General features: G+C 63.6%; 13 protein-coding genes and 1 other RNA gene. 10 read left to right on the top strand and 4 right to left on the bottom strand.

Going from position 1 to position 18,212, the window contains the following annotated elements:
* The first annotated feature begins 106 nt into the window (after window positions 1-106).
* Complete coding sequence (locus EWH21_RS07220) at window positions 107-1,987, top strand: DUF4105 domain-containing protein (RefSeq protein WP_277700178.1); 1,881 nt, start codon at window positions 107-109, stop codon at window positions 1,985-1,987.
* Here EWH21_RS07220 and rtcR read toward each other — a convergent pair.
* Window positions 1,981-3,582, bottom strand: coding sequence for an RNA repair transcriptional activator RtcR (rtcR, locus tag EWH21_RS07215; protein WP_037047071.1), 1,602 nt, complete (start codon window positions 3,580-3,582; stop codon window positions 1,981-1,983). The genes EWH21_RS07220 and rtcR overlap by 7 nt on opposite strands.
* Before the next feature lie 219 nt (window positions 3,583-3,801).
* On the opposite strand from rtcR, the gene EWH21_RS07210 reads away from it, so the two are divergent.
* The 7 genes from EWH21_RS07210 (at window position 3,802) to EWH21_RS07180 (ending at window position 11,919) form a co-directional block, all read left to right on the top strand.
* Window positions 3,802-5,352, top strand: a complete 1,551-nt coding sequence (locus tag EWH21_RS07210) for a TROVE domain-containing protein (RefSeq protein WP_277700177.1) — start codon at window positions 3,802-3,804, stop codon at window positions 5,350-5,352.
* Between the two features lie 941 nt (window positions 5,353-6,293).
* Window positions 6,294-7,520, top strand: coding sequence for an RtcB family protein (locus EWH21_RS07205; protein WP_277700176.1), 1,227 nt, complete (start codon window positions 6,294-6,296; stop codon window positions 7,518-7,520).
* A gap of 4 nt (window positions 7,521-7,524) precedes the next feature.
* On the top strand, window positions 7,525-8,868 hold the full coding sequence (locus EWH21_RS07200) for a PBS lyase (protein WP_277700175.1): 1,344 nt from the start codon (window positions 7,525-7,527) through the stop codon (window positions 8,866-8,868).
* Window positions 8,869-8,888: 20 nt separating this feature from the next.
* Window positions 8,889-9,683, top strand: coding sequence for a nucleotidyltransferase domain-containing protein (locus tag EWH21_RS07195; protein ID WP_277700174.1), 795 nt, complete (start codon window positions 8,889-8,891; stop codon window positions 9,681-9,683).
* On the top strand, window positions 9,680-10,573 hold the full coding sequence (locus EWH21_RS07190; RefSeq protein WP_277700173.1) for a hypothetical protein: 894 nt from the start codon (window positions 9,680-9,682) through the stop codon (window positions 10,571-10,573). Before EWH21_RS07195 ends, EWH21_RS07190 begins: the two co-directional genes overlap by 4 nt.
* On the top strand, window positions 10,573-11,595 hold the full coding sequence (gene rtcA, locus EWH21_RS07185; RefSeq protein ID WP_277700172.1) for an RNA 3'-terminal phosphate cyclase: 1,023 nt from the start codon (window positions 10,573-10,575) through the stop codon (window positions 11,593-11,595). Before EWH21_RS07190 ends, rtcA begins: the two co-directional genes overlap by 1 nt.
* Before the next feature lie 78 nt (window positions 11,596-11,673).
* The gene (locus tag EWH21_RS07180; protein ID WP_037047057.1) at window positions 11,674-11,919 is read left to right on the top strand and encodes a hypothetical protein; all 246 of its coding nucleotides are present in this window, start codon (window positions 11,674-11,676) and stop codon (window positions 11,917-11,919) included.
* Window positions 11,920-11,946: 27 nt separating this feature from the next.
* On the opposite strand, the gene EWH21_RS07175 is transcribed toward EWH21_RS07180, so the two are convergent.
* Window positions 11,947-14,862 (bottom strand): ATP-binding protein, encoded by a 2,916-nt coding sequence (locus tag EWH21_RS07175; RefSeq protein ID WP_277700171.1) that lies wholly within the window; start codon window positions 14,860-14,862, stop codon window positions 11,947-11,949.
* 130 nt (window positions 14,863-14,992) lie between these two features.
* Between EWH21_RS07175 and ssrA the strand changes: the two genes are divergently transcribed.
* Window positions 14,993-15,349, top strand: a transfer-messenger RNA (tmRNA) gene (ssrA, locus tag EWH21_RS07170).
* Between the two features lie 259 nt (window positions 15,350-15,608).
* Complete coding sequence (locus EWH21_RS07165; RefSeq protein ID WP_277700170.1) at window positions 15,609-15,881, top strand: hypothetical protein; 273 nt, start codon at window positions 15,609-15,611, stop codon at window positions 15,879-15,881.
* A 22-nt stretch (window positions 15,882-15,903) separates the two neighbouring features.
* Here the strand turns inward: EWH21_RS07165 and EWH21_RS07160 are convergent, their stop codons facing one another.
* The gene (locus EWH21_RS07160) at window positions 15,904-16,893 is read right to left on the bottom strand and encodes a tyrosine-type recombinase/integrase (RefSeq protein WP_277700169.1); all 990 of its coding nucleotides are present in this window, start codon (window positions 16,891-16,893) and stop codon (window positions 15,904-15,906) included.
* A complete protein-coding gene (locus EWH21_RS07155) occupies window positions 16,893-18,167 on the bottom strand; it encodes a hypothetical protein (RefSeq protein ID WP_277700168.1) in 1,275 nt (424 codons plus the stop codon). Before EWH21_RS07155 ends, EWH21_RS07160 begins: the two co-directional genes overlap by 1 nt.
* Between the last annotated feature and the right edge of the window lie 45 nt (window positions 18,168-18,212).

Here is an 18,212-nt window from a genome sequence, read left to right as displayed (position 1 = left end):
CTTGGGAGTGAGGAATCGCCAGTGTGATCCGCCGCGCACGGCGCAAGACTGACGCCGATCAGCACTTGCGCGAAATGCGTTCATCGACTGCCTTGACACCCAGCGCATGGCTGACCAAAGCTCGGTCATCCTCATAACCAGAAGAACAGTGCCCTTGAAACGGATATTCGCCGTCATCGCCCTGAGTCTCAGCCTGCCCCTGCATGCCGCCAGCCTCGAACGATTGGCTGACGATCCCTACTGGATCGCCCTGGGCCATTACGAAACCGGCAAACTCGGTGGCTGGCGCAGCTACGTCGACGACGACGATTTCTTTCTCGCGGAACACGGCGCCAGCGACCCGGCAGCCGAGCTCCAGGCGACCGTCAAGGCGCTGTACCAGCCCGCCGAGCTGGGCGACCGCCACCCGCAGTGCGTCTACCCGGCGCGCACGCGCTGGCTCAAGGCGCAGCTGCAACTGAACGACCTGCCCACCCCGGACTGCGCCGAGTACCGCACGTGGATCGCCGACGTGAACCCACACAGCACGGTGCTGGTGTTCCCGGCGGCCTACCTGAACAGCCCGTCGTCGATGTTCGGTCATACCCTGCTGCGCATCGACCAGCCCGACATCGACAGCCACAACACCGCCTTGCTCAGCTACGCGCTGAACTTCGGGGCCTTCATCGAAGGCAACGACAACAGCATCCTCTATGCCTGGCGCGGGCTGATGGGGGGTTACCCCGGTTTGTTCGCCCTGGTGCCGTACCGCGAGAAACTCAGCGAGTACAACCGTCTGGAGAACCGTGACCTGTGGGAGTACCGGCTCAATCTGACGCCGGAAGAAACCACGCGCATGGTCGAGCACGTCTGGGAACTCAAGCAGATCCGCTTCGACTACTTCTTCTTCGACGAGAACTGCTCCTACCGCCTGCTGGAACTGCTGGAAATCGCCCGCCCCGGCATCGAGCTGACCGAGCACTTCCCGCTCACCGCCATCCCCACCGACACCGTGCGTGCGGTCAAGGACGCCGGGCTGATCGAGCGCATCGACTATCGCCCGTCGCGTGAGCGCGAGCTGCTGGAGCGTGCCGCCCCGCTGGACGCCGACGAGCAGGCCTGGGTACTGCGCCTGAGCCAGGACCCGGCGCAACTGGACGACGCCGCCTTCACCGCCCTGCCCGCCGAGCGCCGCGCCCTGATGCAGGACGCGGCCTTCCGCCTGGTGCGCTACCACGCCAACGACGAAGAGCGCAGCAGCAACGCCCAGCGCAGCTTCCAGCTGCTCGGCGCCATCAGCCGCAATCCGCCGCCGGCGCTGGACGTCGAGCGCCCACCGCTGCCCGAGGAAGGCCACGAGTCACGGACCTGGCAACTGGCCGGCGGCAGCCGCGACGATCGCGCCTTCGCCGAGTACGGCCTGCGCATGGCCTACCACGACCTGAACGACAACCTCGACGGTTTCCCGCTCGGCGCACAGATCGAGATTCTCCAGCTCAAGCTGCGTCAGTACGAGAACAACCACTGGCAGCTGCAGCGCCTGGACCTGGCCAACATCCGCTCGCTGACCCCGCGCAACGCCTTGCTGCAACCGCTCTCCTGGCAGGTCGGGGGCGGTCTGGAGCGGGTGCTGGGTGAAGACGGCGATACTCCGCTGGTCGGTCATCTCAGTGGCGGTGCAGGCGCCAGCTGGCAACTGCACGACAACCTGCTCGGCTTCGCCCTCGGCACCGCGCGCCTGGAATACAACGAGGACTTCGCCGCCGTCATCGCCCCCGCGCTGGGCTTCAACACCGGCCTGCTCTGGCGCAACCCCATGGGCAACCTGACCCTGGAGGCGGCTGGCGACTACTTCCACAACGGAGAGGTGCGCCGCCGCCTGTCACTCAACCAGCAGTGGGAAGTCTCGCGCAACCTCGGCCTGCGCCTGAGCGCCCAGCGTGAGTTCAGCCAGCTCGCCAGCCCGGTCAACGAGGTGAAGCTGGAGCTGCGCTGGTATCACTACTGACGCAGCGCCTGCCAATCCAGGCCGAAGCGCGCCAGGTACTTGCGCAGGCGGTCGGCATCGTTGGGTTGCGCCTTGGCCAGGCGTGATACCTGATACAGGCGTCTGCCCGCTTCCGACAGGCTGTCGGCCTGGCGGCACACCTCGATCACCGCCTGCAGCTGCAGACGGTCGAACAGATCGAGGCCGGCAGCCTGCTCACCGAGCAGATCGCCCAGCGCGTCCTGCTGCTGGGCCAGCCCCCAGGCCCGCCGCAGCCGCGTGATTTCCTCCTCGACCTGCGCCTCGTCGATACGCCCGCTGTCGGCCAGGGTGGCCATGCGCGTGATCGAGGCCGACAGCTCGCGGAAGTTGCCCTGCCAGGCCGCCTCGCCCGAGCTGGCAAACGCCAGGTAGCGGCGCCGTGCCTCCAGGTTGAAGCGCACCATGCGCCCCTGCTCGCGAGCATGACGCTCAAGCTCGAAGTCGATGTTCGGTTCGATGTCCTCACGCCGCCCGGCCAGGCCCGGCAGCTCGAAGGTCCACAGATTGATACGGGCATAGAGGTCCTCACGGAACAGGCCCTCGGCGACCCGCGTACGCAGGTCGCGGTGAGTGCCGGCGATCAGCAGAAAGTCGCTGCTTACCTCCTTGTCCGAGCCCATCGGGAAGAAGCGTTTTTCCTCGATGGCCTTGAGCAGCATGGCCTGCTCGTCGAGACCCAGCTCGCCGATCTCGTCAAGGAACAGCATGCCGCCATCGGCCGCGCGCAGCAGGCCATCGCGGGCGTTCTGCGCACCGGTGAAGGCGCCCTTGATATGGCCGAACAGCGCCGACATCGCGCCATCGCCGCGCAAGGTGGCGCAGTTGACCTCGACGAAACGCCCCTCGACCAGATGGCGACTGCGCTTGAGTTCGTACACGCGGCGAGCGAGGAACGACTTGCCGGCACCGGTCGGGCCGATCAGCAGCATCGGCGCCGATGAGCGCAACGCGACCCGTTCGATCTGCTCGATGCTGCGGTTGAAGGCGTCATTGCGCGTGGCGATGCCGGACTTGAGGAAGGCCAGGCTTTCCAGGCGCTTGCTCTGAAAGCGCGAGGCGATGCGGTCATAGCGCGACAGGTCGAGGTCGATCAGTGCATGGGTACCGGTGACCTGCGCCGCCTCATCACGCTTTCGCGCCGGTGAGGTCTGCACCAGGCGCGCCGGCAGATAACGCGCCTCGGTCAGCAGGAACCAGCAGATCTGGGCCACGTGGGTACCGGTGGTGATGTGCACCAGGTAGTCCTCGTGCTCGGTATCGAAGGCATAACCGCTGGTGAAGTCATGCAGTGCGCCATACACCTCCTCGAAATCCCAGGGGTTGCGCAGGTGCATCGGCTGCAGGCGCACCTCGGTCTCCGGGGAAATCTGCCGGATGTCGGCGCGGATGCGCTCGGCCAGGCTGAGGTCGCGTGCATCGGTACCGTGAATCAGCTCCAGGCGATCGATCAGCAGATCGGCCTGCTGACACAGACCGATGCTCGGCCGCCACTTGTTCCAGCGGTTGGCGCCCTTGCCGACCCGATCCAGGGTCGCGCCGATGAAACCGATGGCGACCGTGCGCTTGCCATTCATATCCGCCGCCTCAGAGACTATCCATAAAGATAAACAACGATATCATCAGATATGAAAATTGCAGAGTGCGCTGTCGAGAGCTTTTCCCTTATGAGCAAGAAAACAAAATTAAATCCTTACAAATCAATTAGTTGAAATTTAATCACAGCCAACCAACAAAACCTGGCACAGCCGCTGCAATAGTCCTGGCACAACGGATAAACACAGCGAGACGCCACGATGGCCAACTTCAATCTGTTCAACACCCGGGCCGCGCAACTGCCGGCCAGCGACACCCTGAATCAGCAGCAGGCACCGGCTTATGCCTACACGCCCAAGCACAAGCTGGCTCAGCTCGCCGTCACCGGCTGCCTGAACCAGACCTTCTACGCCGAGGCTGAAACGCAGCTGGCCGAAGTGCTGAAGCTGGTCGCCGAACTCGACGCCCGCTACGTGGCCAAGGCCGCACTGTACGCCCGCAAGAAAGGCCACATGAAAGACATGCCGGCCCTGCTGCTGGCAGCCCTGGCCGCCCAGCGCTCGAGCCTGGTGCCGGCGCTGTTCGAGCAGGTGGTGGACAACGGCAAGATGCTGCGCACCTTCGTGCAGATCCTGCGCAGCGGCGTGACCGGACGCAGATCGCTCGGTTCGCAGCCCAAGCGCCTGGTGCAGAACTGGCTGAACGCGGCCAGCGAACGCCAGCTGCTGCAGGCGGCGATCGGCAACCAGCCGTCACTGGCGGACGTGGTGAAGATGGTTCACCCCAAGCCGAGCGAAGCCTGGCGCGAAGCCTTCTTCGCCTGGCTGATCGGCAAGCCGGCCGATGCCGCCGCCCTGCCGCCGCTGACCCGTGCCCTGCTGGCCTTCCGCAGCGGCGCCAGCAGCGAGCTGCCGGACGTGCCGTTCCAGCTGCTCGGCAACGAGACGCTGAACGCCGAGCAGTGGGCCGAACTGGCCGGACGCATGGGCTGGCAGGCCCTGCGCATGAACCTCAACACCCTGCTGCGCCATGGCGCACTGGCGGTCGAGGGTTGCGCAGAGCGGGTCGCACAGCGTCTGGCTGACGCCGAAGCCGTGGCCAAGGCACGGGTTTACCCGTACCAGCTGCTGGCCGCCTACCGCATGACCGGCGACGGTGTGCCGCTGGCCGTGCGCGAGGCGCTGCAGGACGCCCTGGAGCTGTCGCTGGCCAACGTGCCGGCGCTGAGCGGCCATGTGGTGGTGTGCCCGGACGTGTCCGGCTCGATGCACAGCCCCGTGACCGGCTACCGCCAGGGCGCGACCACGGCGGTGCGCTGCATCGATGTCGCGGCGTTGGTGGCGGCGGCAATCCTGCGCAAGCAACCGCGTGCTCAGGTACTGCCGTTCGAGAACAAGGTGGTGAAGGTGGCGCTCAACCCGCGTGACAGCGTGATGAGCAACGCGCAGAAGCTGGCGGCGGTCGGCGGTGGCGGCACCAGCTGCTCCGCGCCGCTCAAGCAACTGGCCGACGCCAAGGCCAAGGTGGACACACTGGTTCTGGTTTCCGACAACGAATCCTGGATCGACGCCCGCCGCCATGGCGCCACCGAAACCCTGCGGCAGTGGGAACGGATCAAGCACATCAACCCGCAAGCGCGGCTGATCTGCATCGATCTGCAACCCTACGGCACCACGCAGGCGGCGGACCGCAAGGACATCCTGAATGTCGGCGGCTTCAGCGACGCGGTGTTCGATGTGCTGGCACAGTTCGCCAGCGGCCGCTTCGGCGCCGGCCACTGGGTCGACGCCATCGAGCAGATGGAGTTATGACAACGCGCCCGGCCAATTGCGGCCGGGCACACAGATCAACGATTTCGAGCGCATTCGAATGCCGATGGGACTACATCCAAGACGTCTCATCACACCCTTGTCGACTGCGCACGAAGGCACGAATGCCAGTGGCTGTACATGGGTTATGCCGGGTTCGATACCGGCCCGTGGCAACACGGAACAGTCACTCATCTTGTCGTGCCACCTGATTCAGAGTTTTGCGACGAATGCCGGTGGAACTACACCCTTCCACGGTCGAGATGCGGGTTCGAATCCCGTCGGTTCCAGAGGGTCTGGTGGCACTTCGTCACGACCGCGCCGGAGCCTGTTTGGGTGCGAGGCAAGGCACGAGCCGTGAGGTTTGGTTATTCCAAATGAACGGCGAGTAACGCTGCATCGCACCCAAACAGGCCCGGCCCTCCGGGTTGCGCTAGAAATCCCGCCAGCCGTTGTTGCGGGACTTGGCAAGGGAACACCATTCCCTGCGTCCCGCGCCTAGCCTGGCGGGATTTCTAGCAGCAACGCGGTTCGCGACGAAGCGTCACCAGCCCCTCCACGGGGTCGTAGTTCAATGGCAGAACACGAAAACGTTTCACCACACCTTGTCGTCGCATCTTTTTTGGCCCGCCACGGCGGGCCGGCAGCGAATGCCACGGGTACTACATTGGGTCGCGGGTTCGAATCCCGCCAGCCGCAAGGCTGTAGCTCAGCCGGTAGAGCAAATGTGCCCGTTATCTCGTCGCTGCGCGGAGGCCCGGCCTCCACTTTTTTGACTGACCCGGCGAATGCCGGTGGAACTACAGAACGTGAAGGTTGCGGGTTCGACTCCCGCCCCGGCAACGGGTAGCTCAATGGGATAGAGCAGCGCGCATGTTTCACCACCTCTAGTCGCCGCACTGCACACACGCCGGATGACCGGCACGAATGACGAGTGAATGACGATGCAAACCAAGACTTACAACCTGCTGGAAGTGGCCAACGGCAAGCCGATCAAGCTGTGGACGCAAGGCGTCCCGGTCGAGGAGGACGCCAAGCAGCAACTGATGAACACGGCGAAGATGCCGTTCATCTTCAAGCACCTGGCGGTGATGCCGGATGTGCACCTGGGTAAGGGCTCGACCATCGGCAGCGTGATCCCCACGGTCGGCGCGATCATCCCGGCGGCCGTTGGTGTGGATATCGGTTGCGGCATGATCGCCGCGCGCACCACGCTGATGGCCCACGACCTGCCGGATAACCTGGCCGGCCTGCGCGCCGCCATCGAGAAGGCCGTGCCGCACGGCCGTACCTCCGGGCGCGGCGCCCGCGATAAAGGTGCCTGGGAGAACGTGCCGGAGCTGACCGACCACGCCTGGTCGGCGCTGAGCGAGCGCTTCAAACTGATCACCGACAAGCACCCGAAGCTGGAGAAGACCAACAACCGCAAACACCTGGGAACCCTGGGAACCGGCAACCACTTCATCGAGGTCTGCCTGGATGAAGCCAACCGCGTGTGGTTCATGCTGCACAGCGGATCACGCGGCGTAGGTAACGCCATCGGTAACCTGTTCATCGAACTGGCCCAGGCCGATATGCGTCAGCACATCGCCAACCTGCCGCACCGCGACCTGGCCTACTTCGAAGAAGGCAGCCAGCACTTCAACGACTACGTGGAAGCCGTGGGCTGGGCGCAGGACTTCGCCAAGCAGAACCGCGCACTGATGATGCACGCGGTGATCGCGGCGGCACGAGGCGTGATCAGCAAGCCGTTCGACGTGGCGCTGGAAGCGGTGAACTGCCACCACAACTACGTGCAGAAGGAGCGCCACTTCGGCGAAGAGGTGCTGGTAACGCGAAAAGGTGCGGTGTCGGCGAAGAAGGGTGAGCTGGGGATCATCCCCGGTTCCATGGGGGCCAAGAGCTTCATCGTGCGCGGCCTGGGGAACGAGGACGCGTTCTGCTCCTGCAGCCACGGCGCCGGCCGAACCATGAGCCGTACCAAGGCGAAGAAACTGTTTACCGTGGACGACCAGATCAAGGCCACGGCCCACGTCGAATGCCGAAAGGACGCCGACGTGATCGACGAAATCCCGATGGCCTACAAGGACATCGACCGGGTAATGGACGCCCAGCGCGAGCTGGTTGAAGTGATGCATACCCTGCGACAGGTGGTATGCGTGAAAGGATAGGAAAATGAAGTACCTGAACGACTGGCTGGAGCGGCTGAAAAGCCGCGCCCCCGCCGCAGATTACGGGGAGAACTGGCGCCTGCAGGAAGCGCAGAGCGCCCTGCGCCAGGGCCACGCAGAGGGCGACTGGGCAAGACTGAGCTGCCACCGCAATGGCCTGGTGCGCGAGGCCGCCGTACGCGAGCTCGGCGAGCAACCCTCGCCCGAGGCGTTGACGGCGCTGCTCGAACGCCTCAACGACTGGGTGCCGCAGATACGTACCCTGGCCAAGGCGGCGCTGCAGCGATACCTCACCAGCGAGCACGCCGCCGAGTTGCTGTACGCCCTGCCCCAGCTGATGGCACTGGCCGGGCGCCAGCGTGACGACCATGCTCCGACCCTGGCCGCCGCCCGCCTGGCACTGCAGGCCGGCTCGGTGCGCAGCCAGGTGGAAGCCGCCTTCGCCAGCAGCCAGGGGCAGGCGGCGCGTTTTCTCTTCGCGCTGCTGCTCGAAGTCAGCGACACCCCTGCCCGGCTGCTGGAGCGAGCCCTGGCGCACCGCGAAATGACCGTGCGCCAGCAAGCGGTGCTGGCCTGCCAGGCTCTGCCGGATGAACAGGCCATCGCGCTGCTGCAAGAAGCCCTGCACACACCCGGCGCCAGCGTGCGGGTAAAGGCCATGCATGCCCTGCTGCAGCGCCTCGACGACCCACGCGAACTGCTGCGTCGTGCACTGCTCGATGCCTCGCCCACCATGCGTAGTCTGGCACTCTGGGCGGCGCCACGCTGGCAGCTGGACGCCCGCCAGGTACTGAGCGGCCGTCTGCAACAAGCGCTGCCAGAGAGCAAGCGCGAGTGGCTCATGGTCCTCGGCCTGGCCGCCGACCTGGATACGCGCCTGGCGGATGACTGGCTGCAAGCCGCTCTGCGCGCCCCGCAAAGCAGCGTGCGCCTGGCCGCCGTCAGCGCCCTCGGTGACACACAGTTGAACGAGCAACTGGCCGCTCTCGATGACCCGGCAGACAAGGTCTTCGCCATGGCCGTGCGCAGACTCAGCCAGCAGCCCTGGTCAGCGATGGCCGAGGCACTGGATGCCCGCCTCGACCGCCAGCAGCTATCGCCCGCGCGCCACAGTGCGCTGATGCACCTGCGCCCGCGCTGGCAGCAACTGGCTTACCTGCTGCGCCGCCTGGACAGCCGCGAGGCTGACCAGCACTGGCTGGAGCAGATCGCCCAGTGGTGCCAGCGACAAGGGCTGATGGTCGACCCAAGCACAAGCCGCGACGAACGTACCCAGCTGCTGGAGCGACTGCAAAAACTGGAACAGCACGGCCAGCTGCCGTCAGGCTGCTACGCCCGTCTGGCCTGAAGGACACAAGGAAGAATGAAATGAACCTGCAACAACGCCACCCCCTCAGCGACGCCATGCGCGCGCGGGTAATGGAAGAACTTGAGCGCATAGAGCGCGAGCGCAACGTCAAGGTGCTGTATGCCTGCGAGTCAGGCAGCCGCGCCTGGGGCTTCGCCTCGCCCGACAGCGACTACGACGTGCGCTTCGTCTACGTGGAAAAACCGGACTGGTTCGTCCAGGTCGACACACCGCGCGACGTGATCGAGCGGCCGCTGGACGACGAGTTGGACGTCAGCGGCTGGGAGCTGCGCAAGACCCTCGGCCTGCTGCGCAAGTCCAACCCGACGCTGCTGGAATGGCTCGACTCACCGTTGGTGTATCGCCAGGAAGACGACGCCACGGCGCGCCTGCGCGAACTGGCCGAGCTGTTCTACAGCCCGCCGGCGGCGCGTCATCACTACCTGTCGATGGCCAGGAAGAATTTTCGCGGCTACCTGCAGGACGAGACGGTGCGCTTCAAGAAGTACTTCTACGTGCTGCGCCCGCTGCTTGCCGTACGCTGGATCGACCAGGGCCGCGGCCGCCCGCCGATGACCTTCGCCGACCTGCTGCAGACGGTGGACGACCGCGCCCTGCTGGCGGAAGTCGACGAGTTGCTGGCGCTCAAGCGCAGTTCTGACGAGTCGGCCTACGGCCCACGTCGCCCGGCGCTGCATGCGTTTATCGAAGCGCAGCTGGAAGGACCGGTGCCGTCGTTGCCACGAACACACACCGACTCTGGGTGCCTGGATGATTTCTTGCGCGACTGCGTATGGAGCTATGCCTCGAGATGAACGCTCGAAATAATGACAGTCACTCCAGACGACAACGCTCCAAGTGCAGCCTGTCGCTCAAAATCGCCAGAAACGCGCCCATCGCCGTGCTGCTGCGTCGTGGACCTACGGGTTGGGTACAGATGATCCGCTGGGATCTGCGTACCGACAGTTTTACCGAGGGCCAATGGTTCAAAGGGCGCATCTACGCGGAACTGAGCGATCTCTCACCCGACGGGGAGTTGCTGCTCTATTCAGCCAGAAAAGGCAATGCCTGGACGCTGGCCCGGACTGATAGAGTTGGCGAAACCTGGACGGCGATCAGCCGCCCACCCTACTTCACAGCCTTGGGCCTATGGCCCAATGGCTGCTGGGATGGAGGTGGCCTGTTCAACGAGCTGCGCTCCGTGAAACTCGGCCTGCCCTTTCCCAAGGCCCAGAACTCATTTACGCAGGACCGCTTGAAAGTCACTGGTACACAGGAACACCTACACCAGCCGCTGTCCCTGCAAATCGCCTTGCAAGAAGGCTGGCAGCCACTGAACCAGTCGTTGGAAAACCTTAATCACTACCACTGGCAACTGAACACATGTCTGGGCAAGGAAATTGGTCAAGGCGCGGTACGCATCACCCGTAGCGTCCGTCAAGGCAAACATTGGAAGCTGCACAAACGTTTCACCGTCAGCAATGTGCATAACCAATGGGATCTGGGCGAAGTCGATTTAGTGGATTTCGACACCCGGGGACGACTGATCCTAAGCACAGATGGCCGCCTGATGATTTGCGACTCACCCATCGAGCCGGAACTGCAATGGCGCGAGCTGGCAAATTTTGCCCATAACAAACCGCAGCCTCTCCCGCCGCCAGACTGGGCCAAAGAGTGGCCACCTGTAAGCAACAGAGAAGAATAATGAACACGGACTTCCTCGAACTGGACGGCGCCATCGGTGGCGGCCAGATTCTGCGCAGCGCGCTGAGCCTGTCGATGCTCACCGGCCGGTCGTTTCGCATCCACAACATCCGCGCCAAGCGCAGCCGGCCGGGCTTGCTGCGCCAGCATCTGACCGCAGTGAATGCCGCCGCGCAGATCTGCTCGGCCAACACCTGCGGTGTCGAACTTGGCTCGCAGAGCCTGAGCTTCGTACCGGGGCCGATTCGCGGTGGCGATTACCGTTTCGCCATCGGCACCGCCGGCAGCTGCAGCCTGGTGCTGCAGACGCTGCTGCCCGCCCTGCTGCAGGCCGACGCACCGAGCCGCATCCACCTCAGCGGCGGCACGCACAACCCGCTGGCACCGCCTTTCGAATTTCTCGCGCACAGCTGGCTGCCACTGCTGCAGCGCATGGGCGCACAGGTCGAACTGCAGCTGCTGCGCCACGGCTTCGTGCCGGCCGGCGGCGGTGAACTGGCCCTGCAGATCACCCCTGGAACCCTGCAACCGCTGCACCTGAGCGGCCCCGGCGAACGCGTCGGCCAGCAGGCACGGGCACTGCTGGCCGACGTGCCGGGACATGTGGCCGAGCGCGAACTGGCGCGGGTCGGCAAGCGCCTGAAATGGCCGACCGAAGACCTCAAGGGGGTGTGGCTGGAGCGAGACATCGGCCCCGGCAACATACTGCTGCTGGAGGTCACCTGCAGTGATGTCACCGCCGTGTTCAGCAGCGTCGGGCAGACCAGCGTGCGCGCCGAACAGGTGGCCGACCAGGCCATCGAACAGGCGCGCACCTGGCTCGGCAGCGGCGCCGCTGTCGAGGAGCACCTGGCCGACCAGTTGTTGCTGCCACTGGCCATGGCAGGTGCCGGCAGTTTCACCACGCCACACGCCAGCGAACACCTGAGCAGCAACATCGAGGTCATCCAGCGCTTCCTGGATATCGATATCCAGTGCTGCAAGTCGGACCGCAACGTGCAAGTACAGGTGCTGCGACGCTGACCGCGTCGCTGTCGACAATCAGCCACTGGCCCAGGCTCTCCTATACTGAGATTCCCGCCCCCTTCCAGGAGAGCCATCATGCGCCGTACGCTCATGTTTCTCGTCGCTGCACTGATCAGCCTGCCGCTCTGGGCCATGCACTGCCCTCAGGACATGGCCAAGATCGATGCCCTGTTGCAAAGCGAACCGCCGACCGACCCCGAGGTACTGGCCAAGGTGAAGGAGTTGCGCGCCGAGGGCGAAGCCCTGCACAAGGCGGGCGATCACGCCGAATCGGTCAAGGTGCTGGGCGAAGCGCTGGACCTGCTGTCCGCCAGCGAGTGACACCCCTGGGCGCGATGCGTGAGCCTGCTAGAAACCGCTGTATAGCAGGCTCAACGCCAACTGACGCACTTCCTGCAGGTCCACCGGTTTGCTCAGGCAGGCCGCGGCGCCACGCGCCCGGGCGTCCTCGAACAGCCGGTCATCGGCCACCGCACTGATCACGATCACCGGTATGTTGCGCAACCTCGGTTCCAGGCGCATGGCATCCAGCACGTCCAGGCCACTGCCGTCCGGCAGGTCGATATCCAGCAGCACTAGCGCCGGTTCGCTCTCCTGCAATACGGCCAACGCACTCTTGCAGGAGCTGACGCCGCGAACCTCGGCGAACTCCCGCAACGAGGCCTGCAGAATCCGCATGCAGGCCGGGTGATCTTCGACGCACAGCACCTGAACCAGGCTCTGCACGGTCTGAGGCGCGGCCTCATGGTTCTCGTCGCCCAGCGCGTCCGGGCTGGCCGCGCTGGGCAGGTCGAGCCAGAAGCAGCTGCCGACGCCCGGCTCGCTGCGCAGGCCGATCTCGCCATCCATCAGGGTGGCCAGTTCGCGGCAGAGCACCAGCCCGATACCGGCACCGGGAATGTTCGAGCTCTCACGCCCCAGTCGCTGGAACGGCTGGAACAATTGCGCCTGCTGTTCGCTCGACAACCCCGGGCCGGTGTCATCGACCCACAGCCGCACGCAGTCGGCGCGCACCTCGTACCCCATGCGAATCATCCCGCGCGGGCTGTTGTACTTGATCGCATTGGAGAGCAGGTTGAGCAGAATCTGCCGTACGCGCCGCGGATCGCCCTGCACGAACAGGGGCGGATCCGCCGGTTCCATGACCTGCAGGTGCAGCTGTTTCTGCTGCACCTCCGGCTGTACCAGCTCGGCACAGCCACTGAGCAACGTACCGATGTCGATCGCCTGCAACTGCAGCTGCTGACGCCGGCTCTCGATACTGGACAGATCGAGAATGTCGTCGACCAGCGAGGTGAGATGGCGACTGGCGCTGACGATTTCCCGCGAATAGTCGGTCTCCAGGCGGGCATCCGGCTTGTCCTGCGCCTCCATCTCGATCAGCTGGGCAAAGCCATGGATGGCGTTGAGCGGCGTGCGCAGCTCATGGCTCATGCTCGACAGGAAGCGACTCTTGGCCTGGCTGGCCGCAAGCGCCTCCAGGCTGGCATGCCGCAACTCCTCCTGAACCTGCTTGAGCCGGGTGATATCGACGTGCGTACCCGCGATGCGCAGCGGCCAGCCGCTCTCGTCCCGGGCCAGGACCTTACCCCGGCTGAGCAGCCAGAGGTATTCGCCACGGCAGTCCAGGTAGCGGTATTCGGCATCGAAATGCTCATCGCCATTGTCGGCGAACTGCTTGCGCAGGTGACGCAGGCGCTCGAGGTCATCCGGGTGCACACGCTGGTTGAACTCGCTCAGCGTCAGGTGCGTGCCACCCAGGCCGAAGCGGCGAACGAAGCGCTCGCTGAGCTCGATGGTCAGGGCCCGGCTATCGATTTCCCAGAGGCTTTCCGTGGTGCTGTCGAGCACCAGCTGCAGGATGCTCTGGGCTTCGAGCCGCTCCTGCTCGCTGGCCTTGAGCTGCTTGCCGGCCCGCTGCATGGCATCGGCGAGGCGCCGCACTTCATGGATGTGGCTGTCCGGCGCGACGGGCAGCTCCCTGCCCTCACCCAGGCGGGTCGCCATGTCGACGATGCCGGAGATGGGCTTGGCCAACTGATCGCTCAGATGCCGCGAACGCAGCCACATCAGGGCGAAGAACAACAGATAGAAGGCCAGCAGCCCGGCGATCAGCAGGTAGCCGATCTGCATGTAACGCTCGGACAACTGGTTGGTATCGTGAAACACCTGCTCCTCGTCCACCACCAGCAGCAGGCGCCAGCCGGTCTGCGGAATCTCGCTCCAGGCCACCAGCTGATTGCGCCCGCCCAGCAAGACTTCCTGCACGCCACCTGGGCCCTCGCTCATCGCCTCCAGCAGCGGTTCCATGCCCTCACGCTTGGCCAGATTGAAATCCTCGGGCTTGAGCACCTCGCGGCGCACCGCCTCCTCGTAGGAGTACTGGGTCAGCTCGCGCAGGCCGAAGTCCAGCTCCCCCGCTTCGGGGAGCGCCATGATGTTGTAGTCATGGCTGACCAGCATCGCATAGCCCCGCCAGGGCACGTTGAGCTCGGCGATCTCGCTCAGCACCTGGCCGACCGTGACATCCAGCCCTACTACACCTTCGAGAAAGCTCTCGCGGTAGACCGGGGCGATGACCGACATCGTCCAGCCCAGGCCCGCCGGGTCCAGATACACGTCGGTCCATACCACCTTGCGCTCGGGGTTGTGCTTGGCGTCGGCAAGGTAATAGAAGTTGTAATCGGGTATCACCATGTCGTGGGGATACTGCGCCGGCGTGTCGAACCAGGGATAGATACGGTTGTAGCTGTCCCAGCTGTTGAAATACAGCGCCGCCACCAGCGGGTTGGCGTGCAGGATCGAACGCATCAGCGGGTCCACCTGCGACAGGCGCATGACCTTGGCGTGGTCCTGTTGCGCCAACGGCGTGCTGTTGGCGTAGAACGAAGCAGCCCGACCATCGTCACTGCGGGTATAGAACACCCCGGAGTCGGTCAGCGCATGGCGCGCCCGTTCGAGGTCATCGGCCTGGAAACGGCTATCGAGCAGCGCATCATGCGTCGCATCGCGATAGACCTGCAGCAGCGACTCGATGGAGCGCAGGCGACCATCGATGATCTGCCCCTCGCGCAACGCAGCGCTGGCCAGGTCCTTGACCGCCGTTTCCTGCAGGTGGCTGATCTGCGCATCACGAATGGCCTGATTGCTCAGCAGGTACACCGCAATCAGCACCGACTCCACCAGAATCAGCGGGATCAGCGCGCTTTGCACGAACGCTCGCCAGATCCACTGACGCAGAGGGTGGCGGCTAGAACTCGGCATTGCGGCTCCTTTCCATGGGCAGGCAGGCGGATGCGGGACGCCATCATAGCCTCCTGAGATGGAATCCGCAGTCGACGCCGAGGAACCTTTACCGTAAACTCCGCGTCCTAGATGTAACCACGAAGGTTTTGGGGCCGATTAGGATTCGACGCCGGTAACGAAACTTGAGGGGCATGCCGAGTAGGTGACAGTTCTCGTAAATCCGCTGCCACAATTTGATAGTTGCCAACGACGACAACTACGCCCTGGCCGCCTAAGGGCGCCAGCTGACCCTAGGGGATGCCTGTAAACCCGAAGATCTGGTCAGTCATATAGAACAGGATCGCCGCCAAGTTCGCTGCAGACGTAACGGCTAAAACTCATGCAGCTCGCTCCAAGCACCCTGCCACTCGGGCGGCGCGGAGTTAACTCAGTAGAGATGGCTAAGCATGTAGAACCAATAGCGGAGAGCTGGCGGACGGGGGTTCAAATCCCCCCGGCTCCACCAAATAAACCCCTGATTTTCCTAGAGAAAGTCAGGGGTTTTTCTTTGGGGTGTCGAAAAGGTGTCGAGTGAGACCAAATCTACGTAGCTCACCAGGATCAAGCGACTTGAGGCCACAGAGGGCATGGACCGCCTGTCCATCAGCAACCTCTGCAGGATAAAAACCCTTTTCTTTGTGAGGCTTTTAATATAGATAGTAAAAGGCCATACACCAGAGGTTCCTGACACTCTTCTTAACTCTTAACCGGGAAAGGGGAAGACTGTGAATGAAGAACGCTTCCACAGCGGACTAAACATCGCTGGTCACAGCCTGAAGGTTGTGAACGAAGAACTGCAAGCGATCCCAACACGAACCAGTCCACCCGAGGTTAACGACAGGCTGCTTCACATTCGTGAGAATGTAGAAAACTGCGTGCAAATCATTGAAGCATTGCAACGCTATCTGGCCACCTCTCATTCGAAGCCGCCACCGGACCGGTACCTTCCTCACACCATGTCTAACTCAGGCCTGAATGCAAAGAAGCGTTCAGGGTGAGGATGCAGCAAAGGCTGCTGTATCAGGTCAAAGCTACCTGAGGCCCTAACCTCACCGCATCCTGTAGATGATCTGGCGCCAGATGCGCGTAGCGCATGGTCATAGCCAAGCTGGAGTGACCCAGGATTTTCTGCAGGGTGAGGATGTTCCCGCCGTTCTGGATGAAGTGGCTGGCGAAGGTGTGCCGCAGGGCGTGGGCGGCCTGGCCTTTCGGTAGGCGTATCGTCGTCCTGGCCAGGGCGCGGCGGAACGAGGTGATGGCCGAATTTGGCTGGCCGTGTTGCTTCCAGTGCCTGACGATCTTGGCTTCCAGCTCTGCAGTAATCGGCACCGAGCGAACCTTGCCGCTCTTGGTTCCGCTGAAGGTGATCACGCCATTACGCAGGCCGGTCGGTTTCAGCTTCTCAGCCTCTGACCATCGAGCCCCCGTGGCCAAGCAGATCAACGCGACTATCTCGACGTGCGGGTTGTCACAGCCGCGACGTATCTCTTCCAGCAGCTCGGCTATCTGGTCAGTGGTCAGCCAGGACAACTCGCGTTCCTGCACCTTGAGCGGCTTCACCAGGGCGAGCGGGTTGGCGTAGTCGATCACACCCAAACCACGCAGCTCGTTGTAGACCGCACGCAGGTAGCCCAACTCGTTGTTCAGCGTCTTGGGTGACGTGCCCTCCCCTAGCCTGAGCCGGCGATCCTGGGCGTAGGTTTGCGGGTCGAGCTTGCTGCCCTGGGGATTGCGCAGGCGCTTGGCGAGACCATCGAGCTTGCTACGGCGGCGTTCACCATCGCGCAAGGAATGCCCGTGCAGATCGAACCAGAGGCCAACCAGCTCGGCGAGCGTGCGACGGTCTTTCGGCCTGGGCGACCAATCCGGATTCTCGACGACCTTGGCCCTGCAGGATGCTTCGAAGCGTTGGGCTTCACCCTTGGTCTTGAACGTCTTGCGGAAGCGCTTGCCCTTGATGGGCTCGACGTCGACCTTCCAGCGGCCATCCGATAGCTGATCGATCGCCATCAGACGGCTCGCCCCCACCGGACATAGCGCTCTTCCAGGATGCCTTTGATGTGCTTGTACAGTGCGTCTTCATCCATGCCTTTAGCGGCATAGTGGTCGCGGATCACCGGCCAGCACTCCCAATCCTTGAGCCGGTGAAATGACCGTCTAGCGCCCACTCGCTCCCGTGCCAGCAGGCTTACGAAGTTTCCCAGGAACAGTTCCACGTTCTTGCCCGAGAAGCCACGCGCCGTCTTGTGATAGCGCTTGTACTCGGCTTCATCGAGCAGAGAATCGACAGGTAGATCAACACGCACGTCATCGCGAATCAGCGTCCAGATCGGCTCGAAGTATCCAGGGCGGGCGATCAGCTTGAACTGGCTCAGGCCATAGCGCCACAGGCCGTCCAGATGCTGGGAGAAGGCCGCGAAGGTGCGCGTATCGATGGTCTGGCCGCTCTGCAGGTCTACCGAGCCGCTGGCGAACTGCTGGACGATGGAGTGGTGATAACGCAGCTCGACGCGCCACACATCCTGGGCCGGGTTGTAGTTGTCAGGGTCGGTTTCGTCGAAGCTGTCACGGCGACGCCAGACGCTTTCCCAGTAGTCGAGCTTGTCGGTGGCCCTGGCCTGTTCGGTCTTGTTGTAGATGCACAGCTGCAGGCCGTTGGCCGAGCCGAACATCGAGGTTTCACCGCGGCCATACACGCTGGACTTTGTGGCCCAGTGCAGTTCGTTGATGCCGGAAACGTCCCGGTGCGTTCGGGCTCTGCAGTGCATCCTGGCGACCAGATCGGCCGGAGGCGTCCAGCCTTGCAGGTCCAGGGCGAGATGGACCGCGCACTGATTGACCTCGACGTTCGTCAGCACCTGGGCGGCATAGTGATCCATGCGGACCTGCAGGCGCTCGGGCGACAGGCTGTCGATCGCATGGGGCGATACCTCGATTTTCAGGTGCGGGCCGATGTTCTCGGCCTTGGCGTTGAAATTCTTCACCAGCAGCACAAAGCCCAGGTCAGCGTTCTGCAGCTTGTACTGATAGCCCGAGTCACGGCTTACCCGACCGGCATGCCAGCGGTCCCCTGCGAAATCAACGATAGCGCCGGGCTTGTCGAACAGACCCAGGATGTCGGGGCGCAACAGACCCTTGTAGAGTTGCCTCACCGTATCGACGCCGCAGCGCAGCAGGCGAACTTTCGACAGGTCAGTGATACGAGCCGTGTTGCGGTCAACGAACAACCGCCCGGTCGCGCTTTCATAGCCGTTGTTATCCAGTCTGATCTGATCTTTTGCCATGTTCAAAACTCCAACAATGGCCAGTACTGGCCGAAATCATTCGTC

The sequence above is a fragment of the Pseudomonas sp. REST10 genome (assembly GCF_029542605.1).
Taxonomy (GTDB): Bacteria; Pseudomonadota; Gammaproteobacteria; order Pseudomonadales; family Pseudomonadaceae; genus Aquipseudomonas; species Aquipseudomonas khazarica.
The sequence above is the reverse complement of the archived record's forward strand: the minus strand, read 5'-3'. Positions and strand labels throughout refer to the sequence as shown.

Excerpts from the sequence above, each read along its gene's own strand:
- EWH21_RS07220 (WP_277700178.1), top strand. The coding sequence starts at position 107 with ATGGCTGACCAAAGCTCGGTCATCCTCATAACCAGAAGAACAGTGCCC.
- rtcR (WP_037047071.1), bottom strand. The coding sequence starts at position 3,582 with ATGAATGGCAAGCGCACGGTCGCCATCGGTTTCATCGGCGCGACCCTG.
- EWH21_RS07210 (WP_277700177.1), top strand. The coding sequence starts at position 3,802 with ATGGCCAACTTCAATCTGTTCAACACCCGGGCCGCGCAACTGCCGGCC.
- EWH21_RS07205 (WP_277700176.1), top strand. The coding sequence starts at position 6,294 with ATGCAAACCAAGACTTACAACCTGCTGGAAGTGGCCAACGGCAAGCCG.
- EWH21_RS07200 (WP_277700175.1), top strand. The coding sequence starts at position 7,525 with ATGAAGTACCTGAACGACTGGCTGGAGCGGCTGAAAAGCCGCGCCCCC.
- EWH21_RS07195 (WP_277700174.1), top strand. The coding sequence starts at position 8,889 with ATGAACCTGCAACAACGCCACCCCCTCAGCGACGCCATGCGCGCGCGG.
- EWH21_RS07190 (WP_277700173.1), top strand. The coding sequence starts at position 9,680 with ATGAACGCTCGAAATAATGACAGTCACTCCAGACGACAACGCTCCAAG.
- rtcA (WP_277700172.1), top strand. The coding sequence starts at position 10,573 with ATGAACACGGACTTCCTCGAACTGGACGGCGCCATCGGTGGCGGCCAG.
- EWH21_RS07180 (WP_037047057.1), top strand. The coding sequence starts at position 11,674 with ATGCGCCGTACGCTCATGTTTCTCGTCGCTGCACTGATCAGCCTGCCG.
- EWH21_RS07175 (WP_277700171.1), bottom strand. The coding sequence starts at position 14,862 with ATGCCGAGTTCTAGCCGCCACCCTCTGCGTCAGTGGATCTGGCGAGCG.
- EWH21_RS07160 (WP_277700169.1), bottom strand. The coding sequence starts at position 16,893 with ATGGCGATCGATCAGCTATCGGATGGCCGCTGGAAGGTCGACGTCGAG.
- EWH21_RS07155 (WP_277700168.1), bottom strand. The coding sequence starts at position 18,167 with ATGGCAAAAGATCAGATCAGACTGGATAACAACGGCTATGAAAGCGCG.